Genomic DNA, 20912 nt, shown 5'->3' on the forward strand with positions numbered 1-20912 from the left:
GGTGCGTCAGGCAAGTTTGGCCGGTCCCTGGGCCATGTGCAGCAAGCCTTCCTCGAGATTGCGGGCAAACCGGGCGGGATCGCACAAGGGCGACTCCAACACCTCGTCGCGGAGATTGGCGCGGATGTCCGCCAGCCGGTCGCGATCCGATGCGAGGGCGACGACTTTCTCGACATATTCCCGCGGCGATGCGGCGATCCATTCACGGCGCCCGATATTGGCCAGATGACTGGCCGAGTGGCGGCCGGCGAAGGTGAGCCCCGGTTGCGCCACGACGGGATTTCCCATGGCCAGGGCCTCGCAGGTGGTCAGTCCGCCCGAATAGGGTGAGGTGTCGAGGGCTATGTCCGTCCGGTTGTAGGTTCGCAGCAGGGCCCGGTGTGGTGACGGTCCCTCGATGTGCAGGCGGTCATCGGCAATGCCCTCGGAGATGAACCAGCCGGTCACTTGCTCAACCAGGGAATCCGACGAGTAGCCAGCGCTCTTGAGCATCAGGCGCGAGCCGTCCACCTGTCGAAGAATGTCAGCCCACATTCGCACCAGGGGCCGGTTGATCTTGGCCGCGTTGTTCAAGCAGGCGAATGTGAGATGGCCGTTGGTCAGGGCCGGCAAGGCCGAGACATCCGGCATCTGCTCTGGCAGTTCGTACACCACGTAACCGTCGGGCAGGCGATAGACCGTTTCGGTATAAAGCCCGTCCAGGTCCTCAGGGACCTCGGTGCCATCGGCGATCAGCCAGTCCACGGTGTCCAGGCCGGTCGTGTTGTAGAGGCCACCGACCCATTTCGCGATGACCGGGGCCGGCTTGCGCGCGATCAGGCGAGGGCGCCCCTGGGTGGTTCCGGCCATGTCGATGAGCAGGTCCAGCGCGTCGGCGTGCATCAGGGCTTCAGCGCGGTCATCGGCCATTGTGTCGATGCGCCGCCATTCGACGCAGATATCCCGCAGCCGCTGGGTGTAGTCATCCTCAAACGGGCCATTGGAGTACGCGATCAACTGGAAGCGCTGATGGTCGAGATGTTCCAGTCCGGCGAGCGCGAGATGCAAGGTCGGGTGACGCTTGAACCGGCCCGACAGCAGGCCGACGCGCAACGGTCGGGCCGCGGACACCTCACCGATAGAGGGGGCCGGCCAGGCCTTGGCCTTGATGCCGTCGCTGACCCGGGCCGCGTGACGGTCGATGGTTTCGCGGATACCAGCGATATCCTGGTCCGGGAGGTAGTGCATGGCCAGAACGGCATTGCCCAGGGCGGTCTCGTTCTCCGGGTTGAGGTCGCTGGCCTTGGCAAAGAAGTCGAGAGCCTCGGAGAACCGGTTGGTTTCCTGCAGGATCAGGCCGAGAATATTCGCTGACTCCCAGTCTTCGCCCATTTCATCGATGGCCCGCCGGATGCAGTCCTCCGCCAACTGATAGTTCTTGAGCTCCCTGTGGACGACCGCCAGATACTTCCAGGACTGGCCGTCGGCAGGCGCCAGTTCGGTGGCCGCCCCGAGGTCATTCAGGGCCTGCTTCAGCTTGCCGACCTTGTAGTAGAACAGACCCGAGGTGCGACGCACGACCATATGAGGTTGCGGGTCCTTGGCGAGCTTGAGTGCCTGTTCGAGCAATTGCCTGGCTTGGGCGTTCGACGGATCGTGGCGCAGCAAGGCCTGCGCATACGTCTTGGCCTTTGGCCCGTTTCCGGTCTTGAGGGCGCAGGTGGTCAGGACCGACAGGTCGGCGGGCCCGGGTGCAGCCAGTTCCAAGGCGCTCTCGAAAACCTCCAGGGCGTCGCCGTGCCGGCCCGTACCGGCAAGCAGATGGCCGAGGAGAAATCGTGGCTGCCTGGCCTGTCCATCGAGCTCAACGGCTTTCTCGAGTGTCGCCTGAGCATCCGTGTAGGCCCGGGCACCAATCTGCACCGTGGCGAGCGCGACCAGGATATCGGCGGCGTTCGGGTTCGTCTGCGCCCTGCGGTCGGCGAATAACTTGGCCTGCCGCACTTTGCCCGAACGGCCAAAGGCCAGAACCTTGTCGATGGCCGGGTCGCGGCTGCTGAACTTGACTCTGATGTCCATGAAGGGGCTCGATGAAACTGGATGACACGGCTGCGTGTACCGACTTCTATGGGGTGTGGTGCAAGCTGACAACGCTGCCCGCCCGGGCTCAGCAGGCAAACCGGCCGCTTTGCCGACTGCCTCTGGACTACCCAAACCGGTTGATCACCCTGTCTTCAAGGGGCATCGTTAACCAAGCGAGGGTTTGGGGGAACCATTGGGCATACACAGCATACTCGGCACCGGAGAGGCTTGCCCTCTGTGTGCCGGCTCGGACACAGAGCAGGTCTACGAGGCCGGCACAGTGCCGACCAATTGCGTGCGCATCCTGCGCTCGAGCGACGAGAGTGCCGGCGTGAAGCGCGGCCTGTTGCGCCTGGCGCAGTGTCGCGAATGCGGCTTCGTCTGGAACGCCGCGTTCGATCCGGCGCTGGTGGATTATTCCGCCGGTTACGAAGCGACACAGGCGTATTCCGGCGTCTACAATGCCTTCCTGCGCAAGCAAGCCGAGGCCTTGGTGTCCAGCCTTGATCTGCACCACAAACGGGTTGTGGAGATCGGCTGCGGTCACGGGGAATTCCTGGCAGCGGTGTGCGAAGCGGGCGAGAACACCGGCTTGGGGCTGGACCCGGCATTCCTGCCGGAGCGTGCTGCGACCATTTCGCGCGGCCAGTTCGCGGTCGAGGCGCGACTGTTCGACCGTGATACGCGATTGCCACGGGTGGACCTTGTGGTCTGTCGCAATACGCTCGAGCACATTGCCGATGTCGGCGAATTTGTCGCTACCCTCCGGGCGGCCCTGGCAGACCAGCCGGACGCGCGTGTTTTCTTTCAGGTTCCCGATTTTGGACGGATCTTGAAAGAGGGCGCGTTCTGGGACGTGTTCTACGAGCATTGTTCCTATTTCACCGCTGACTCCTTGCGTGTGGTGTTCGAGCGCAATGGTTTTGAGGTCCAGCGCTGCGAAGTCGATTTTGGCGGGCAGTATCTTGACCTTCTTGCGGTGCCGAAGGCTTCCCCGCGGAGCGGAAACGCCAGCCCGGGCGTTGCGGGCGCTTCCCGTGAAGCCCCCAAACAGTTTGGAGCGTTTCACGACTCCCTCGCGCGGTGGCGGCAGGTTTTCGAAACCCGCCACCGTGAGGGCCGGTCATCGGTCTTGTGGGGAGGGGGATCGAAGGCGGTGGCGTTCTTGACCGCGCTGGGTCTGACAGATGAGGTGGCGGGTGTTGTGGATATCAATCCGCACAAGTGGGGCACGTTTCTCCCCCTGACCCGGCACAGGGTCAGCAGCCCTTCGGATCTGCACGACATCGCGCCCGACGAAGTTCTGGTTATGAACCCTGTCTATCGGGGTGAGGTGGCGCAGTCGCTGTCGGAGCTTGGCTTGCATCCGAGAATCAGCGCGCTGGCTTGAATATTGCGTGCAAGCGGCTGCCGATCACACCTGGAGTACCGGTTTTGACCCCGAAGATAGAAGTCTGCATTCCCGTCCGGAATGAAGCTGAGCGCATCGGCCAGGTGCTCGAAGCTCTGCAGCGGCAGACCTTCAAGGACTTCGTCGTGAAGGTGTACGACAACCATTCCGACGACGGCACCATCGACATGTGTCAGCGGTTTGCCGGCGATCTGGATATCGAGGTTTTCCCCCGGGCCCGGAATTCAGGCCAGACGGTCAATATCAACCGCAGCTTCCTGAACGCGAAGTCCGAGTATGTCGCGATCGTCAGCGGCAACGACATCGTTTCCGACAACTACCTGGAGGGGCTGCTGGGCGAGCTCGAGCAGGATCCCGACGCCGTTCTCGCCTATGGGCATTCCGTGCTGGTGGACGAGCGGGGCGAGGCGTTCCCGGACCAACCCCAGAACTGGGATTTCTTTTCGATCTCGAGTCCGGACCCCGTTCAGCGAGCGTGCGAGGCCATCGGAAAATACTGCCAGGCAGGCGCGTTCTTTGCGCTTTACCGGAAAGCCGCACTCGATCGCATGCAGCCGCAACTCTTCTGCTATGGTGGGGACCATATTTTCATTGCCGAGGCAGCGATATACGGATCCATCCGGTTCTGCTCGGACGTGAGCACGGGCCGCAGTGTCCCGCCAGCCTCCGGCTCTGCCGGTTCGCGGGTGATGCACCTGCTGAACCTGTTCTCCCTCGATCACCAGAGAGGTCTGCCCCGAAACTCGAAAATGTCGGCGCTGGAATACCTCACGCCCTATGTGGACATGCATCAAGGGTACATGGAGTGCTTCCGTCTGGCCGATATCGATCATGCACAGCGAGGGGCCTTGGTGGTGAACGGGACCAGGGCCTTCATGGCGCGTTTCGGGCAGGCGGTTGCCGAAGATGCTGAACGACTGATCGGGCACTTGTCCGGGCTTGTCGACGCCCTTGCAAAAACGACTGGCGGCGATCAGGGCCGGGGCCTTCTGGACCGCATGCTGATCCGTCAGGCGCTGCGGAAAATCGATGAAACCGAGTTCTTGTACAAGAACAGTTCTCTTGGCGAATTGCGGGCGAGGCTAAGTACACTGAATGCATAAAATGCAACCGGATCCTGACTCGAAGCTTCCCGTGGTAATCTTGGCGGGCGGGCGCGGAACCCGTTTGGGGTTTGCTTCGGCAGGCGGGCCCAAGGCGCTGGTCACTGCCGGCGGGAAAGCCCTCATTGATCATGTAATGGAGCCCTACAGGAATGCCGGTTTCGACCGCTTCATCGTTGCAACCGGTTACCGGGCAGACCAGATCGAAGCGCATTTCCGCAGCGCGAACGATCCCGGAGTTAGCTGTGTCTTCACGGGCGAGGAGACCAATACCGGCGGGCGCATCAAGAGGCTTTCAGCGCTTTTGAGCCCCGGCACGTTCATGCTGACCTATACCGACGGCATTGCGGATATCGACATCAAAAACCTGCTGTCTTTCCACAGGGCCCACGGCCGCCTTGCCACGGTGACGGCGGTGCGGCCTCCCCCGCGGTTCGGCCATTTGAGCCTCTCGGGTGCCAAGGTCGAGGCGTTCGAAGAGAAGCCCAGCGCGCGCGAGGGCTGGATCAACGGGGCGTACTTTGTCTTGGAGCCGGAGGTCATTGACTATATTGACGGCGACGACGTGGCGTTCGAGGGGGCGCCGCTCAAGCGGCTTGCCGCAGAAGGACAATTGATGGCCTACAGGCACGACGGGTTCTGGCGGTGCGTCGATACGCCGGCCGACGTGGAATACATCAATTCACTGGAATTTGTGCGCGATAGCGCCCGATGCGAGGCAAGCTTGTGACTGGACTCAACATTCTAGTAACCGGGGACAGAGGCTATCTGGGAAGTATCCTGGTGCCCAGGCTTCTGGCTTCCGGTCATGCCGTTTCCGGGATCGATCAAGAGTATTACGCAGGGTGCTCCTATGGAGCATTTGACCCGGTGAGCCGGTCGGTGAAGAAGGATATCCGGGATCTCGAGGCCAGTGATCTGGAGGGTTTCGATGCTGTTATCCACCTGGCTGCGCTGTCTAACGATCCCCTTGGTGACATAGATCCCAACCTGACTTTCGAGATAAACTGTCAGGCCTCGATCCGCCTGGCGGAGCTGGCCAAGACGTCTGGCGTCAAGAGATTCGTCATGTCGTCCAGCTGTTCGACCTACGGTCTGTCCCAGATCGCCCAGATCGACGAACAAAGCGCGGTCAATCCGCTGACGCCCTATGGCCGGTCCAAGGTTGATGCGGAGATCGGCATCCGGCGCTTGGCCGATGACCAATTCAGCCCGGTTCTGCTTCGGCACGCCACGGTTTACGGGGTGACGCCCATGCTCCGGTTCGATCTGGCGATAAACAACCTCGTCGCTCACGCCATCACCACTGGAAGAGTGCTTCTTAAAAGCGACGGGCTGGCGTGGAGGCCGTTCGTGCATGCAGATGATGTGGGGCAGGCGTGCGCTGTTGCTGCGACAGCCGACTCTGATGCAGTCCACGACCAGGTCTTCAACATCGGCCGAACCGAAGACAATTACCGCATCCTGGACATTGCCCAGATGGTGGTCGAGGCGGTGCCGGGCTCCGAACTCGTGTTTGCGGAAGGTGCGTCCGCTGACCTGCGTTCATACCGAGTGAGCTTCGAGAAGGCCCGGTCGGACCTGCCCGGGTTCAGTCCGGCTTGGACGGTGCAGGCGGGCATCAAGCAATTGATTTCGCGGTTCGAGCGCATTGGCTTGCGATCAGGTGATTTCGAGGGGGCCCGCTACAACCGTGTCGCAAGAATTTCGGATCTGCTGGACCGGGGGCATCTTACCTCCAGTCTCCGCTGGAAAAACGCCCATCCTGATCTGGCGAGTCCGGAATGGATCTAGCGTATAACCGCATTGCGGAATGCAGGGCGTGTGGTCACAAGTCCTTGTTCGAGGCCTTCGATCTCGGCGATGTGCCGATCGCCGCGAGATTGGCAAAAGTGTGTGAAACGCCGACGGATATTCCGACCGCGCCACTTGATATTCTGGTCTGCCAATCCTGCACGCTGATGCAGTTGTCGATAGATGTGAGCCCGGAGTTTCTTTTCGACGAAAACTACCATTATTTCTCTTCTGTTTCTCCTCAGCTGATGCAGCATTTCAAATCCAGTGCGCATCACCTGATTGAAAAGCTGGAGCTGACAGCTTCCTCTCTCGTGACAGAGGTGGCCAGCAATGACGGCTATATGCTGAGGCATTTCCTGGAGAGGGGCATCCCTGTTTTTGGCGTTGAGCCGGCGCTTTCCCAATGCCAACGCTCCCGGGAAATCGGTATTCCGGCAATGAATGACTTCTTCGGATTGGAAGTAGCTCAAAGGTGCGTGAAGGAATGCGGAAAGCATTCAGACCTTGTTCTGGGCAATAACGTGTTGGCGCATGTGCCCGATATCAATGACTTTGTCAGAGGTATCGCATTTCTGATGCATTCGGACGCGACAGCCGTGTTTGAGGTTCCTTACCTGTTGGACCTTATCGACGGGGTCGAGTTCGATACAATCTATCATGAGCACGTTTTCTATTATTCCGTTACGGCTCTAAATCAGCTGTTCGAAGCGTCTGGATTATTCATCACACGCATTGAACCGATCGCGATCCATGGCGGATCAATCAGGGTCTTTGTGAGAAAGGTGAAGGGCGAGGACGGGTCGCTTTCCTCGTACTTGGCGGAGGAAGCGCGCAGGGGTGTCGCAGACGAGGCGATCTACTCGCAATTCGGGCAGAAGGTCACGGCATTGGCCGACAGCCTAGGGGCGCTGACCAAGGACCTGAAGGCCGCAGGTGCGTCCATCGTCGGATATGGTGCTGCAGCCAAGGCCACAACATTGCTGTCGGTCTGCGGGATCGGTGCGGAAACACTGGATTACCTGGTCGATCTGAGCCCTTTCAAGCAGGACAAGATCATGCTTGGACCGAACCTCGAGATATTCGCTCCTCGCAGACTGCTTGATGACATGCCTGACTATGTGCTGATCCTGGCCTGGAATTTTGCGGACGAAATCATCGAGCAATTGTCCGAGTACAAGGAGGCCGGGGGGCGTTTCATAGTTCCCGTCCCCGAGGTGCGCATGGTGTAGTTCTGCACCGGAATGGCGGGGGCAGCCGGGCTTGGCGTGATTGAGCGTCGGATTTTGCGGGGAGACAATCGGCGGTCTCCGGGGCGGGCGAGCCTTGGCGGCGGCCTTCACGGGCTCGATGAGGCGCTGCGGGTGCCGGCGCTGATCGAACGGGCCTTTGCGGGCGATCCCGGCAACTAGGCGGTGGGCTTCGGCAGGCGGATGGTCAGCAGGGCGTGCAGGCCATCCCGGTGGTAGGTCATGTCACAGGAGCCGTGCAGGCTGTGCGCCAGCGTGGCGCGGATGAGCTGGGTACCGAAACCCACCCGTTTCGGTTGCGCGACGGGCGGGCCGCCGCTCTCACGCCAGTCGACCAGGATGCGCATGCCCTGATCCGTCGGCTCGACGCGCCAGGTGACGTCCAGTCGGCCTTGCGGGGCCGACAGGGCACCGTACTTGGCTGCATTGGTGGCCATCTCATGCAGGATCAGGCCGAGGTCGTGGGCCCGGTCTGGCGGCAGGCTGACGGCATCGCCTGACAGGCCGATACGCTCGCCGTTGGCACCGGCATAGGGCATCAGCTGGTGCTCGACGAGGCGCCCCAGATCTGCCTCGGCGTCGCCGCTGCCGAAGGCCACGTCGTGGGCCCGGGCGAGGGCATTGAGGCGTCCCACGAAGCGGTCTTCGAAATCCTCGAGATTCTCGACCGAGTTCAGCGTCCGGTTGGCGATCGCCTTGACGGTGGCCAGGGAATTCTTGACCCGGTGGTTGAGCTCGTTGAGGAGCAGTTCCCGGTGCAGCTCGGCCTGCTTGCGCGCGGTGATGTCGAGGATGACGCCCTGACCGCGCTTGAGCTGGCCGGTGGCCTCGTCCACGGAGATGTTGCCCTGCATGTCGATCCAGCCCTCGCTGCCGTCCTGGCGCAGGACGCGCAACTGGATGTCGAAGCGACGGACCCCGCCGGCGGTGTGGATGTCCTTGATCAGGGCACCGAAGCGTTCGCGATCATCCGGGTGAATGAAGCCGGGAACTTCGCCGGGACGGCCGGCCGGGTCGTCCTGGCCGATTCCGACAATGCGGCGCATGACCGGGGACCAGAACACGTCCCCGGTGCGGTAGTCGATGCCGAAAGTGCCGACGCGCGCCGCCTCGGCTGCCCAGCGCAGGCGTTCTTCGCTGATCTCGATCTGGCTGCGGGCGCGCATCTCGGCGGTGATGTCACGGCCATGCAGGACGACCCCGGCAATGTCGCCATCGGTGTGCCGCCAAGCCCGCATGTGGAATTCGAACCAGCGGTGGATGGAGGTGCGGTCCGGACCTGTCGCCAGGCGCAACTCCAGGCGCAGCGGCCCGCCGGGGCGGCCGGTTCGGAAAGTCCCGTCGAGGGGTTCGAACAGGCCCTGGCCGACCAGTTCGGGAAAGACCTTTGCCATCGGTCGGCCGAGCGCCTCGCGGCCGACATAGGCCGGGTCACCGCCATGCTGGATGTATCGGTGCCGGTGTTCGGCGCCCTCCAGTACGACCAGCATGCCGGGGACGGCCGCCAGAATTTCCTCGAGATCTGCTGGTGGCTTGCCGAGGGCTTCTGGCGCGTGAGCAGCGCCGGCCAGGTCCTGCGTGGCTGTGTCTGTCACTGGCTTCCCCGCGAACCAATCCGGTCCGGCCCCATGCGCAAACTCGATGAACAGATTGCGACAATTAGGACGTCAGGAAAAGAGGGGGAGCCTTGCCATCATAAGAAAACGGTGTTCACTTTTTCCAGGCGTGCGCTGTTTCCGGTTCACTCGACCGGAATGACGAGGAGTGAAGGCATGAGTATCGCGGCATCCCAAGGCGGGGCATCACCTGTCGAACCGGACCTGGACGTGATCATCGTCGGCGCCGGGCTGTCGGGCATCGGGGCCGCGCATCACCTTCAGATGCGCTCGCCGGAGCGCACCTACGCGATCCTGGAATCGCGCGCCGACCTGGGCGGGACGTGGGACCTGTTCCGCTATCCGGGTATCCGCTCGGACAGCGACATGTACACGTTCGGCTATGCCTTTCGGCCGTGGACCGGAGGCAAGGTGTTCGCCGACGGGCCAAGCATCCGCCAGTATATCCGCGACACGGCCGAAGACGGCGATATCGTGCGCCATATCCGCTTCAAGCACCGGGTCAAGCATGCCGACTGGGACAGTGCTGCCGGTGTGTGGCGTGTCCAGGCATTACGCGAGGGAGGCGAAAAGGTCGAGCTGACGGCGCGCTTCGTCATCCTGTGTTCGGGCTATTACCGCTATGAACACGGCTACCTGCCGGAGTTCGCGGGGATGACGGACTTCAAGGGCGAGATCATCCACCCGCAGCAATGGCCCGAGGGCAAGGACTATGCCGGCAAGCGCATCGCCATCATCGGCAGCGGGGCGACGGCGATCACGCTGGTTCCGGCCATGGCTCAAGCGGCCGAGCATGTGACCATGATCCAGCGTTCGCCGACCTATATCGCGGCCCGGCCGTCGCGCGACGGGATCGCCGACGGGCTGCGCAAGATCCTGCCCGAGAAGACCGCCTACATGTTGTCGCGGGCCAAGAACATCGCTTTCGCGATCTATTTCTACCAGATGGCCCAGCGCTGGCCGGACCTCGTCAAGCGCCAGGTGATCAAGCTGGTCAAGGACGAGCTGGGCGAGGACTTCGACGTCGAGCGGCATTTCACCCCACACTACAAGCCGTGGGACCAGCGCTTCTGTCTGGCGCCCGACGGCGACTTCTTCGAGACGCTGAAATCGGGCGATGCAGACATTGTGACCGATGAGATCGAGCGTTTCACCGAAACCGGCATCGCGCTGAAATCCGGCGCGCACGTCGAGGCCGACATCATCATCCCGGCGACCGGGCTGGATATGCAACTGGCCGGCGGAGCCAGCATGAGCCTGGACGGCAAGATGCTGCACCCGCACGACCTTTTCACCTATCGTGGCATGATGCTGGGCGGGGTGCCGAACCTGGCTCTGGCCTTCGGCTATACCAATGCGTCGTGGACGCTCAAGGTCGACCTCACCTTCGAGCGGGTCTGCCGCATGCTCAACCATATGGCCAAGACGGGAACCCAGGTCGCGGTCGCGGAAGTGCCTGATGATATCGAGCCGGCGCCGATGCTGACCTTCTCCTCCGGCTATGTGCAACGGGCGCTGAGCTGGCTGCCGCAGCAGGGCAGCAAGGCACCCTGGCAGACCTATCAGAATTATCTCAAGGACATGATGACGATTCGCTATGGCAAGCTGGAAGACGGCCATATGCGCTTCGCCAAGGCGGGCGAGGCGGTGGAACTGGCCACGCCGCCGCGTGAGCGGGCGGCGGCCGAATGAGCCGGCCCTTCCGGTTTGACGGCAGGATCGCGCTGGTCACCGGTGCCGCGAGCGGGATCGGCCGGGCCCTGGCCACGGAACTGGCGGCGCGCGGCGCAAACCTCATCCTGTGCGACATCGATGCGGCGGGGCTGAGCCGGCTCGGGGCGGAGCTGGAGCGGCCGGGCCACTGGGTCGAGACGCGGGTCGTCGATGTCGGCGACGCGGCGGCGATCGAGGCACTCGCGCGCGAGGTCACGGCGCGGCATGAGGCGATCGATCTTCTGTTCAACAATGCAGGCGTTGCCCTGGGCGGAGAGTTCGAGCAGGTCGCGCCGGCCGATTTCGACTGGTTGATGGATATCAATTTTTACGGCGTGGTGCGCATGACACGGGCTTTCCTGCCGGCCCTCAAGGCTGCGGACGAGGCGGCGCTGGTCAATGTGTCGAGCATTTTCGGCATCATCGCCCCGGCCGGGCAGACGGCCTATTGCGCGTCGAAGTTTGCCGTGCGCGGGTTCTCCAACGCGCTGCGCCACGAGCTGGCCGGGTCGAGTGTCCGGGTCAGCGTGGTCCATCCGGGCGGGGTCAACACCGCGATCGCGGCGCGGGCCCGCTTGCCCAAGTCGGTCAGCGCGGAGGAGGTCGAGCATGGCCGGCGCGAGGCCGAGCGCCTGTTGGTCATGCCGCCGGACCGAGCCGCGAAGATCATCCTGCGCGGGGTCGAGCGCCGCGCGGCGCGTATCCTGGTTGGCCGGGACGCCCATGGCGCGGCGCTGTTCGAGCGGCTATGGCCGGTCGGCTACTGGACGATGATGAAGCGCTGGCTGAGCCGCGAGGCGCCGACAGGCGGGGAGAGCTGAATGCTGATGACAATCGTCATTGTGGTGCTGGTACTGGCCGTTCTGGTGACACTGGCGTCGCTGGGAGCTGCCGTGTTTTCCGCCCGGGTCGCTCGCAAGGTGGAGGCGACGGCGCCGCCGGCCGGAGAATTCTGCGAGGTCGAAGGCGGACATATCCATTTCGTCGAGAAGGGCGAGGGGCCGCCGCTGGTGATGATCCACGGGCTCGGCGGCAATCTGCACAATTTCACCTATGCGCTGGTCGACCGGTTGGCCGCCGACCACCGTGTCATCGCCATCGACCGGCCGGGGTGCGGCTATTCACGGCGGGCCGAGGACCGGCTGGCGCGTATTCCCGAACAGGCGCGCATGATCGCCGAATTCCTCGACAAGCAAGGCATCGCAAAGGCTCTCATCGTGGGGCATTCGCTGGGCGGGGCGATCGCCCTGTCGCTGGCCCTGCATCACCCGGAGAAAACCGCCGGACTGGCCCTGATCTCGCCGCTCGTTTCCCTGCCGGGCGAGCCGGCCGGGGCGTTCAAGGGACTGGTGGTGGCCAGTTCCGGCGTGCGCCGCTTCATTGCCCGCACGCTGGCGGTGCCGCTGTCGATCCGCAATAGTGAGAAGACGCTGTCGGTGATTTTCGGCCCGGACCCGACGCCGGACGATTTCGCCTTGCGCGGTGGCGGCGTGCTGACCCTGCGGCCGGAAGCCTTCTATGCCGCGTCGACAGACTTGATGGCGGTGGCCGAGGATTTGCCTGACCAGGAAAAGCGCTATGGCGACATCACCTGTCCGGTCGGCATGCTGTACGGCAAGGAGGACCGCATCCTGCATGCCGAAACCCAGATCAAGGCGCTCAAGGCGGCGCTTCCCGACATCGTTCTGGAGACGCTGGAGGGCCGGGGGCACATGCCGCCCGTGGTGACGCCGGACGAGACCGAGGCCTTCATCCGGCGAATGGCTGCCATGGCGACCGGCGAGACCTAGTCGGGCAGGCTGGCACGACCGATCGTGCCCATGTCCGAGCCGAACCAGATCTCGTTGGTCTGCGGCAGGTATTGCATGTGGCGGACAACCCCGCCGGTCGACGGGATGGCGGTGACCGAGGTGAACGCGTTCTGGGCCGGGTCGAAGCCGACCAGGTAATTCGGCTCGATGCCGGTCTCGACCAGCCAGACCCGGTCGCGCCCGTCGATCGCCATGGCATAGGGGCGGGCCAGTTCGGCCGAGGGCAGGGGCCATTCCTCGATTTCGCCGCTGGCGGGATCGAGACGGCCGAGGCGGCCATTCTCGTAATCGCCATACCAGACATGTCCGTCCGAGGTGACACCGATGCGGCGCGGCCGGGCGCTGTCATCGGGTAACTGGTGCTCGGTCAGGGTCATGGTCTGCGGATCAACAGAGGCCAGCTTGTTGGTGCCGAACAGGGCAACCCAGATGGTGCCGTCGGGGGCCTGAACGATGCCGTAGGGACGGGCGCGGGCGGTCGGTACATCCAGGGTGACGTAGTCGCGGCTTTGCATGTCGAGCCGGGACACGGTGTTGCCGCGCTGGCTGGTAAACCAGACATGTCCTTCGTCGTCGAATATCTGGGTATGCGGATCGGCGACGCCGTCGCCTTCCAGCTCGACATAGTCGAAGCTTCCGCTCTGCGGATCATAGATGCCGATATGGGCGTCGCGATTGCCGGCATACCAGACGCGACCATCCTCGCCGACGATCAGGTTGTGTGGTCCGGCACCGTCGCGCAGATCGATGCGGTCGAAGCTGCCGTCGGCGACGTCGAGGGTGGCGATGTAGGAGTTTTCCTGGCCGACAAACCAGACGGTCTCGCCGTCCAGCGTGTAGGGATCGCGCGGGCGGCCCTCCCAGGGCACGTTCCATTCCTGGATGTCGACGGCGGCCAGTTCGCGGTCATTCTCGGGGGGCGTGACGCCGTCAGCGGGCCGGGTGGTGTCCTCGGCAAGCCGGGGCCCTGCGGCATCATCGATGGCGGTGCCGGTTTCCATCTCGGTATCGGTACCGACCTCGGTCTCCGTTTCGACCGGCTGCGAGCAGGCGGTGAGGGCCGTCAGCATGGCGAGACTTGTGGCACCCAGCAGGACGAAGCGATGCGAGTGGTGTTTTGACATGGCAATCTCCCTTGGCCGGACGCTAGCGCGCCCAATCGCTTGCAGCAAGCCGATCCGTCTTGACAGTCGGAGGTCGCGGTGGCCCGCTTGGGGCGAGCAAGAGGGGAGGCCTGTCATGGCCCAGTCACCTGAAGACATGACCCGTTCGATGATCGCCAACATGCCGGCCAAAACCGGTAAGCCGCTGGCCGACTGGGTCGCGCTGGTGCGCCGGGAGAAGCTGGAAAAGCATGGTGACATGGTCAAATGGCTCAAGGTCGAGCACGACATGACACACGGCTTCGCCAATCTGGTGGCGCACGAGGTGCGTGGCGGCGTGGTCAGTGCGCCGGCGGCCGGCGATGATCTGGTGGCGACCCAGTATGGCGGCGCAAAGGCCGGGTTAAAGCCGATCTACGAGCGCCTCGAAGGGCTCTGTCAGGACCTGGGTGACGATGTCGAGCTGGCGCCGAAGAAAGCCTATGTGTCGCTTCGCCGGGCCAAGCAGTTCGGACTGGTCCAGCCATCGACCAAGACCCGGGTCGATCTCGGCCTGAACCTGAAAGGCGTCGAGCCGGCGGGACGGCTCGAGGCCGCCGGGAGTTTCAATGCCATGGTCACGCATCGCGTGCGGCTGAGCGCCCCGGACGAGGTCGACGCGGATGTCGAGGCCTGGCTGAAGCAAGCCTATGGCGCCGCCGGCTGAGCGTCGTGGAGCGTCGGGCTGGCCAAGAAGCTTTGCCGGGACCGCGACGCCGATTAGGTCTGGTCTTGATATGAACCGATCCGATGCCGAGGGGATGATGCCATGAAATTCTTCGTCGATACCGCCGAGACCGATGAAATCCGCGAACTGGCCGAGATCGGCCTGGTCGACGGGGTCACCACAAATCCCTCTCTGATCGCCAAGTCCGGACGCAAATTCCTCGATGTGGTGGCCGAGATCTGCGAGCTGGTCGACGGGCCGGTGAGCGCCGAGGTGACGGCGACTGATGCGGACACGATGATTGCGGAAGGCCGCAAGCTGGCCGGGCTGGCGGGCAATGTCGTGGTCAAGCTGCCGCTCACCCTGGACGGGCTGAAGGCTTGCCAGGCGCTCACCTCGGACGGCATCAAGACCAATGTGACGTTGTGCTTCTCGGCCAATCAGGGCCTGCTCGCGGCCAAGGCCGGCGCGACCTATGTGTCTCCCTTCATCGGACGGCTCGACGATCTGGGCGTGGACGGGCTGGAGCTGATTTCCAGCCTGCGGGTGATCTATGACAATTACGGCTTCGAGACGGAGATCCTTGCCGCCTCGATCCGCAGTGCTGCCCATGTCGAGCAGTGTGCCCTGATCGGTGCAGACGTGGTCACGGTGCCGCCTTCCGTGCTCAAGGGGCTGGCCCGGCACAAGCTGACCGATGCCGGGCTGGATGCTTTCCTGGCCGACTGGAAGAAGACCGGGCAGACAATCCTGTAGGTCGCCTAGAACAATCCTGTAGGTCGCCTAGAACATCGAGTTGGGATTGGCGCTTTGCGCCGGGATCGCCTGCACGACATCCCAGTGTTCGACGATTCGGCCGTCCTCCAGGCGGAAGATGTCGATGACGGCGCTGCCACGATCCTCCGGATGGTGGCGGAAGAACACGTGCACCACGACCAGATCGTCCTCGCTAATGGTGCGTCGGATCTCCGTGGTCAGCTCGGGATGCCGAGCGAGAAACCCGGACAGTCCGGAGACGAAGCCGTCGCGGCCGTCGGCCACGTACGGATTGTGCTGAATGTAGGTCTCGCCCAGAAAGCAGTCGGCGGCCCGGTCGACCTGCCGGTCATTGAAGGCCATGTCGTAGAACCGGTGAACGATGTCGGCATTGCTGGCGCCGCCGGCGCCAAAGTTTGCGGGACAGTCCTCGGCCAGGGCCGGCGCCGTGGCGGTCAGCCAGAGCAGGACAGCGATATGGAGCGGACGGGGCAAGGTGAGCTTCCTTTCGCGCGGGTTGGTTGGGGACTATCGATCTGATTGATAACGGGCAAAACACGGGCGCGTTACATGGCTGAGAGGGAGGGCCGAGATTGCCTGCCTCCGGGAATCCGGAAATCCCCGCAGCGAGCCTGTTTTCCCGTGCGTTGCAACGCGTAAGGGCTTATGGTTGCAATCCTAATCAGGGGGATTGTGATGTTAAGCTGGCGTGATGCAGGCGTGGCGCTGGCCCTGGCCGGTGTGCTGGTGGCGTGTTCGGGCAATGATGGCGGTTCGCCCGACGGCTCGGCGCCAGACGAGGCGACAGCCAGTTTTGAAACGCGACCGGCCGATGCACCGCGGGCAGCGCCCGACGCCCCGCTCGCCTTTGCCTTCCAGCGCTACCAGCTGAGCGTCGATGGCGACACGCCGGAGGTCTGCCTAGGCTTTACCGCACCGCTCGACCCCGAGGTCGATTATTCCGCCTATGTCGTGGTCGAACCGCGCCGCCCGGTGGCGCTGTCGGTGAGCGGCCAGACCCTGTGCATTGGCGGGCTCGGTTTTGCCGAGCATCAGAGCGTTCGCCTGCGTGCCGGACTGCCGGCGGCGGACGGCTCGGAACTGGCCGCCGAAGAGCGCGTCGACATCGCCTTCGAGGACCGGCCGGCCTATGTCGGATTCGCGGGTGACGGCGTCATCCTGCCGCGCCTCGATGCGGACGGTCTGGCACTGGAAACGGTGAATGTCGATGCCGTCGACATTCGCCTCTACCGGGTCACCGATCGGGCCCTGGCCTTCCGCTCGATTACCGCCGGCTTCAATGGCCTGGAGGGCGACTGGAACTGGATCCCGGATTCCGAGGACGGGCGCAATATCGGGGGTCTCCTCTGGGAAGGCGAGATGACCACGCAAGGCGCACCGAACACGCCGGTGACCACGGTTTTCCCGATCGCCGCGGCAATCGATGAGCTGCGCCCCGGCGCCTATTATGTCGAAGTGACCGATGCCGCGGCCGAGGCCGAGGCGAGCAGCACCCCGGCCCAGGCCGTGCGCTGGCTGGTAATTACGGATCTTGCCTTGACTGCCTATCGCGGTGCTGACGGGCTGGATTTCACGGTGAGGTCGCTGAACAGCGCGCGCCCGGAAGCCAATGTCCAAGTCCAGCTGATCGCGCACGGCAATCAGGTTCTGGCCGAAGCGGTGACCGATGCCAGCGGGCATGCGCGCTTCGCGGCCCCCTTGCTGGCGGGTAGCGGCGGTCTGGCGCCGCGGCTGCTGCTGGCTTACGGGCCGGACGGAGATTTCGCCGTGCTCGACCTGGCGCGAAACCCGGTCGATCTGAGCGCGCAGGGCATCGGCGGCCGGGACCGACCGGACGCGGCGGATGCCTATCTCTATCTTGATCGCGGCATCTACCGGCCCGGCGAAACGGTGTATCTGGGCGGTCTGGTCCGTGACGCGCAGGCGGTGGCCATCGAGGATCGACCGGTGACGCTGACCGTGTTCGGACCCAACGGGATCGAAGTGGCGCGGGCGCGCCTGGAGACCGCGGCCGCAGCCGGTGGCGTGGTCTGGGATTATGACCTGTCCGACGCCGCGGCGCGCGGCGAATGGCGCATCGAGGCCAGTCTGGACGGGCACGGCCAGGTCGGTTCGGTGCGCTTCTCGGTCGAGGATTTCGTGCCGCAGCGTGTGGCGCTGGAGCTCGATACGGACCGCGAGACACCGCTTCTGGCCGGCCATGTGCGGGATGTCGAAGCGCGCGTGCGCTTCCTGTACGGCGCGCCCGGAGCCGGCTTGCCGGTCGAGGCGCGCATGCGCGTCGAGGTCGATCCGTCACCCTTCGAGGCCTGGCCGGATTTCAGTTTTGGGCGTGGCGATGAAACTTTCCGGGAGGAAAGCATCGAACTGGACGGCACGGTCGCAGACGGTGCGGGCCGGGCCTTGGTGCGGCTTGATCCGGCCGGGGCGGGCGAAGGGGCAACCCAGCCCCTGCGCCTGCGCGCGGTCATCTCGGCCATCGAGCCGGGTGGCCGGCCGGTCGCCGATGATGTCCGCCTCGCCTATCGCCCGGCCGAGCTCTACCTCGGGCTCGACCCGGCTTTTGCCGGTCGGGCCGATCGGGACGAGGCGCCGGCCTTTGAGGTGGTCGCGGTAACACCGACGGGCGAGGCCCGGGCCGCCGAGGTGAACTGGCAGCTGGTCCGCATCGACTGGAATTACGACTGGTACCGAACCGAGGAGGGCCAGTGGCGCTGGCGCCGGTCACGGCACGTGGTCGAGGTCGAGGACGGCGTTCTCAATCTCGACGGCGGCGGTGCCGAACGTCTGCAATTGCGCCAGCTCGACTGGGGCAATTACCAGCTCCTCGTCAGCCATGACGCCACCGGCATGTCGGCCAGCCAGGATTTCTGGGTCGGCTGGGGCGCCAGCGCGGAGCCGGGCCTGGAAGCGCCTGACCGGGTCGCGGTGTCGGGGCCGGGGGCTCCGGTGGTGGTCGGTGACACGGTGACGATCAACATCCTGCCGCCCTATCCGGGCGAGGCGGAAGTGGTGATTGCCGGCGAGCGGGTGATCGAGACACGGGCCGTGCAGATCCCGGAGGGCGGGGCCCAGTTGAGCTTCGAAGTGACCGAGGACTGGGGCGGTGGCGCCTATGCACTGGTTTCCGTGTTCACGCCGCGCGACCCGGTCGACCGGCCGGTGCCGCGCCGGGCGGTCGGGGTAAGCTATCTGGCCGTTGATGTCAGCGACCGCACCCTGGAGCTCGACCTGAATGCGCCGGAACGGGCCCTGCCGCGCCAGACGCTGGCGCTTGACGTCGAAATTGACGGGGCGGGCATGGAAGAGGTGTACCTGACCGTGGCCGCGGTCGATGAGGGCATCCTGGCCCTGACCCGTTTCGCGTCGCCGGACCCGCTCGGGCATTTCTTCGGCAAGACGGCGCTCGATGTCGAGATGTATGATGATTACGGTCGCCTGCTCGACCCAAACCAGGGCGCGGCGGCGGCCATACGCTCCGGCGGTGACCAGATCGGCGGGGCCGGGCTGACCGTGGTGCCGACGCGGACAGTGGCGCTGTTCAGCGGGCTCGTTGATGTCGGCCGCGACGGGACCGCCACGGTCGAGCTGGACATTCCCGACTTCAATGGCGAGCTGCGCCTGATGGCCGTGGCGTGGACGCAGGAGGCGCTGGGCCAGGCCGCCGAGCCGATGACGGTGCGCGATGACGTGCCGGCCGAACTCGTGCTGCCGCGATTCCTGGCACCGGGCGATGCCAGCACGGCGACGCTGACGATCGACAATGTCGATGGCGCGGCGGGAACCTATGTGGCCCGCATGAGCGCGAGCGGGGCCGTTGCGACTGATGCCGAGGTCTCGCTCGACCTGGGCGAAGATGAACGGGCCGATCGCCGACTCGACCTGGCGGCGCGCGACGCCGGGCTGGCAGAGGTCTCGCTGGCGGTCGAGGGGCCGGGCGGTTTCGCCGTGACGCGATCCTATCCGATCCAGGTCCGGACCGGCTGGATGCCGTCATCGGAAGTCGAGCGGCGGCGCCTGTCCGCGGGCCAGACCTATCGGCTGACGCCGGATGTGATCGCGGGATACCTGCCGGGATCGACGCAGGTCAGTGTGAGCTTCGCACCGACGCCGCTGGACGAGGCGGCATTGCTGCAATCGTTGCAGCGTTATCCCTATGGCTGCACCGAACAGCAGACCAGCCAGGCCTTGCCCTTGCTGTATTCGGGCGCTGCCGCGGCACGCTCCGGCGCGGACGAGGTCGCGGGCGCGCGAGCCCGTGTTTCGGAGGCCGTGGGCAGCCTGCTCAACCGCCAGGGCGCGGACGGAGCGTTCGGCTTGTGGCGACTGGGTGACGGACAGGCCAGCCCGTGGCTGGGCGCCTATGCGGTCGACTTCCTGCTCCGCGCCCGCGAGGCCGGCTATACGGTACCGGAGGCGGCGCTGGAACGCGCCTACAGGCCGCTGCGTCACATCGCCAATCGCGAGATGTGGCGGGCCACCGGCTATGACGGCACGGTGTATCGCTGGCCGGGCCAGAGCGACACCGAGGAGCGCCTAGCCGACCGCAGCGCGGCGTATGCGCTTTACGTGCTGGCCCGGGCCGGCGAGGCGGATCGGTCGCGGCTGCGCTACATGCATGACGAGCGGCTCGCGGAGATCGGCAGTCCATTGGCCCTAGCGCAATTGGCCATGGGCCTGCACCTGATCGGCGACCGGGCGCGCATGAACAGCGCCTTCGACGCGGCGGAAGCGGCGCTGGGGTATGAAAACGAGGGCGATTATTACCAGTCGCCGAGGCGTGACCTGGCCGGCTTGTTGGCGCTGGCAGCGGAGGCCGGACAGACCGAGCGGGTCGAGCGCCTGGCCGAGCTTGTCGCCACCGACCTGCCGGAGCCGGACCGCCTGATGATCCAGGAAAAGGCTTTCCTGCTGATGGCGGCGCATGCCCTGTCGGGCGGTGCCGAGGCGGTTGAGGTCGACAGCGCCCTGGCGCCGGTCGCGAGCGAAGGGGCGATGCGCTTCGAGCTGGAGGCCTCGGCCCTGGGCGAGGGGATCGAGTTCACGGTGGGAAGCGACGGATCAGCCTGGCTGACGCGGATCGTGCATGGTGAGACCCGCCAAGCGCCGGGACCGGCGGCGGAAGGACTGGAAGTGCGCAAACGGCTCTGGCATGTCGACGGGCGCGAGGTCGACCCCTCCCGCGTGACCCAGGGCGACCGACTGCTGATCGAGCTGGAAATCTCGCCTTACAGCGAGCGCCTGGTGCCGGCGGTGATCGTGGATCTGCTGCCGGCGGGCTTCGAGATCGAGGCCGTGGTGCGGCCGGACGAGGTCGGCCGCGACGGGGTGTATAGCTGGATCGAGGCCCTGGACACGGCGCAGATGGCGGAGAGCCGCGACGACCGTTTCGTGGCCGCAGTCGATTTGCGCCACAAGCGCATGCAGCGCCTGGCCTATCTCGTGCGCGCCGTCACACCCGGCACCTATGTGCTTCCCGGTATGATGGCGGAAGACATGTACCGGCCAGACGTGTTCGCACGGACGGCGACCGGCGAGGTGGTCATCGCGGCGCGCGATTGAGGCGC

General features: G+C 64.6%; 15 protein-coding genes. 11 read left to right on the forward strand and 4 right to left on the reverse strand.

Going from position 1 to position 20912, the window contains the following annotated elements:
* Positions 1–6: 6 nt before the first annotated feature.
* The gene (locus tag ACXYMR_RS06470; protein ID WP_458941970.1) at positions 7–2058 is read right to left on the reverse strand and encodes an O-linked N-acetylglucosamine transferase, SPINDLY family protein; all 2052 of its coding nucleotides are present in this window, start codon (positions 2056–2058) and stop codon (positions 7–9) included.
* Between the two features lie 298 nt (positions 2059–2356).
* Here ACXYMR_RS06470 and ACXYMR_RS06475 point away from each other — a divergent pair, with 298 nt between their 5' ends.
* The 5 genes from ACXYMR_RS06475 to ACXYMR_RS06495 are packed head-to-tail and all read left to right on the forward strand — an operon-like array spanning position 2357 to position 7601.
* On the forward strand, positions 2357–3451 hold the full coding sequence (locus ACXYMR_RS06475; RefSeq protein ID WP_458941971.1) for a class I SAM-dependent methyltransferase: 1095 nt from the start codon (positions 2357–2359) through the stop codon (positions 3449–3451).
* Between the two features lie 44 nt (positions 3452–3495).
* Positions 3496–4575 (forward strand): glycosyltransferase family 2 protein, encoded by a 1080-nt coding sequence (locus ACXYMR_RS06480; protein ID WP_458941972.1) that lies wholly within the window; start codon positions 3496–3498, stop codon positions 4573–4575.
* A 1-nt stretch (position 4576) separates the two neighbouring features.
* Positions 4577–5305: a sugar phosphate nucleotidyltransferase gene (locus ACXYMR_RS06485; protein ID WP_458941973.1), complete on the forward strand. Its 729-nt coding sequence runs from the start codon at positions 4577–4579 to the stop codon at positions 5303–5305.
* Positions 5287–6369: an NAD-dependent epimerase/dehydratase family protein gene (locus ACXYMR_RS06490; protein WP_458941974.1), complete on the forward strand. Its 1083-nt coding sequence runs from the start codon at positions 5287–5289 to the stop codon at positions 6367–6369. Before ACXYMR_RS06485 ends, ACXYMR_RS06490 begins: the two co-directional genes overlap by 19 nt.
* Positions 6360–7601 carry a class I SAM-dependent methyltransferase gene (locus ACXYMR_RS06495; protein WP_458941975.1) on the forward strand — a complete coding sequence of 414 codons (1242 nt, stop codon included), beginning with the start codon at positions 6360–6362 and terminating at the stop codon, positions 7599–7601. The genes ACXYMR_RS06490 and ACXYMR_RS06495 overlap by 10 nt, the downstream gene beginning before the upstream one ends.
* 176 nt (positions 7602–7777) lie before the next feature.
* Here the strand turns inward: ACXYMR_RS06495 and ACXYMR_RS06500 are convergent, their stop codons facing one another.
* A complete protein-coding gene (locus tag ACXYMR_RS06500; RefSeq protein ID WP_458941976.1) occupies positions 7778–9214 on the reverse strand; it encodes a sensor histidine kinase in 1437 nt (478 codons plus the stop codon).
* Positions 9215–9391: 177 nt separating this feature from the next.
* Here ACXYMR_RS06500 and ACXYMR_RS06505 point away from each other — a divergent pair, with 177 nt between their 5' ends.
* From ACXYMR_RS06505 to ACXYMR_RS06515, 3 genes are read left to right on the forward strand one after another with little or no spacing between them, the layout of a single operon-like run.
* Positions 9392–10927, forward strand: coding sequence for a flavin-containing monooxygenase (locus ACXYMR_RS06505; protein ID WP_458941977.1), 1536 nt, complete (start codon positions 9392–9394; stop codon positions 10925–10927).
* A complete protein-coding gene (locus ACXYMR_RS06510) occupies positions 10924–11769 on the forward strand; it encodes an SDR family NAD(P)-dependent oxidoreductase (protein WP_458941978.1) in 846 nt (281 codons plus the stop codon). The genes ACXYMR_RS06505 and ACXYMR_RS06510 overlap by 4 nt, the downstream gene beginning before the upstream one ends.
* On the forward strand, positions 11770–12738 hold the full coding sequence (locus ACXYMR_RS06515) for an alpha/beta fold hydrolase (protein WP_458941979.1): 969 nt from the start codon (positions 11770–11772) through the stop codon (positions 12736–12738).
* Here ACXYMR_RS06515 and ACXYMR_RS06520 read toward each other — a convergent pair.
* Positions 12735–13883, reverse strand: coding sequence for a Vgb family protein (locus tag ACXYMR_RS06520; RefSeq protein WP_458941980.1), 1149 nt, complete (start codon positions 13881–13883; stop codon positions 12735–12737). The two genes, ACXYMR_RS06515 and ACXYMR_RS06520, sit on opposite strands and share 4 nt — an antisense overlap.
* Positions 13884–13998: 115 nt before the next feature.
* Here ACXYMR_RS06520 and ACXYMR_RS06525 point away from each other — a divergent pair, with 115 nt between their 5' ends.
* Positions 13999–14568, forward strand: a complete 570-nt coding sequence (locus tag ACXYMR_RS06525; protein WP_458941981.1) for a DUF4287 domain-containing protein — start codon at positions 13999–14001, stop codon at positions 14566–14568.
* Positions 14569–14670: 102 nt separating this feature from the next.
* A complete protein-coding gene (fsa, locus tag ACXYMR_RS06530; protein WP_458941982.1) occupies positions 14671–15324 on the forward strand; it encodes a fructose-6-phosphate aldolase in 654 nt (217 codons plus the stop codon).
* A 27-nt stretch (positions 15325–15351) separates the two neighbouring features.
* Here the strand turns inward: fsa and ACXYMR_RS06535 are convergent, their stop codons facing one another.
* Positions 15352–15819, reverse strand: coding sequence for a nuclear transport factor 2 family protein (locus tag ACXYMR_RS06535; protein WP_458941983.1), 468 nt, complete (start codon positions 15817–15819; stop codon positions 15352–15354).
* Between the two features lie 201 nt (positions 15820–16020).
* Here ACXYMR_RS06535 and ACXYMR_RS06540 point away from each other — a divergent pair, with 201 nt between their 5' ends.
* Positions 16021–20907 carry an alpha-2-macroglobulin family protein gene (locus ACXYMR_RS06540; RefSeq protein WP_458941984.1) on the forward strand — a complete coding sequence of 1629 codons (4887 nt, stop codon included), beginning with the start codon at positions 16021–16023 and terminating at the stop codon, positions 20905–20907.
* Positions 20908–20912: the final 5 nt, after the last annotated feature.

Source organism: Maricaulis sp. CAU 1757, assembly GCF_054482675.1.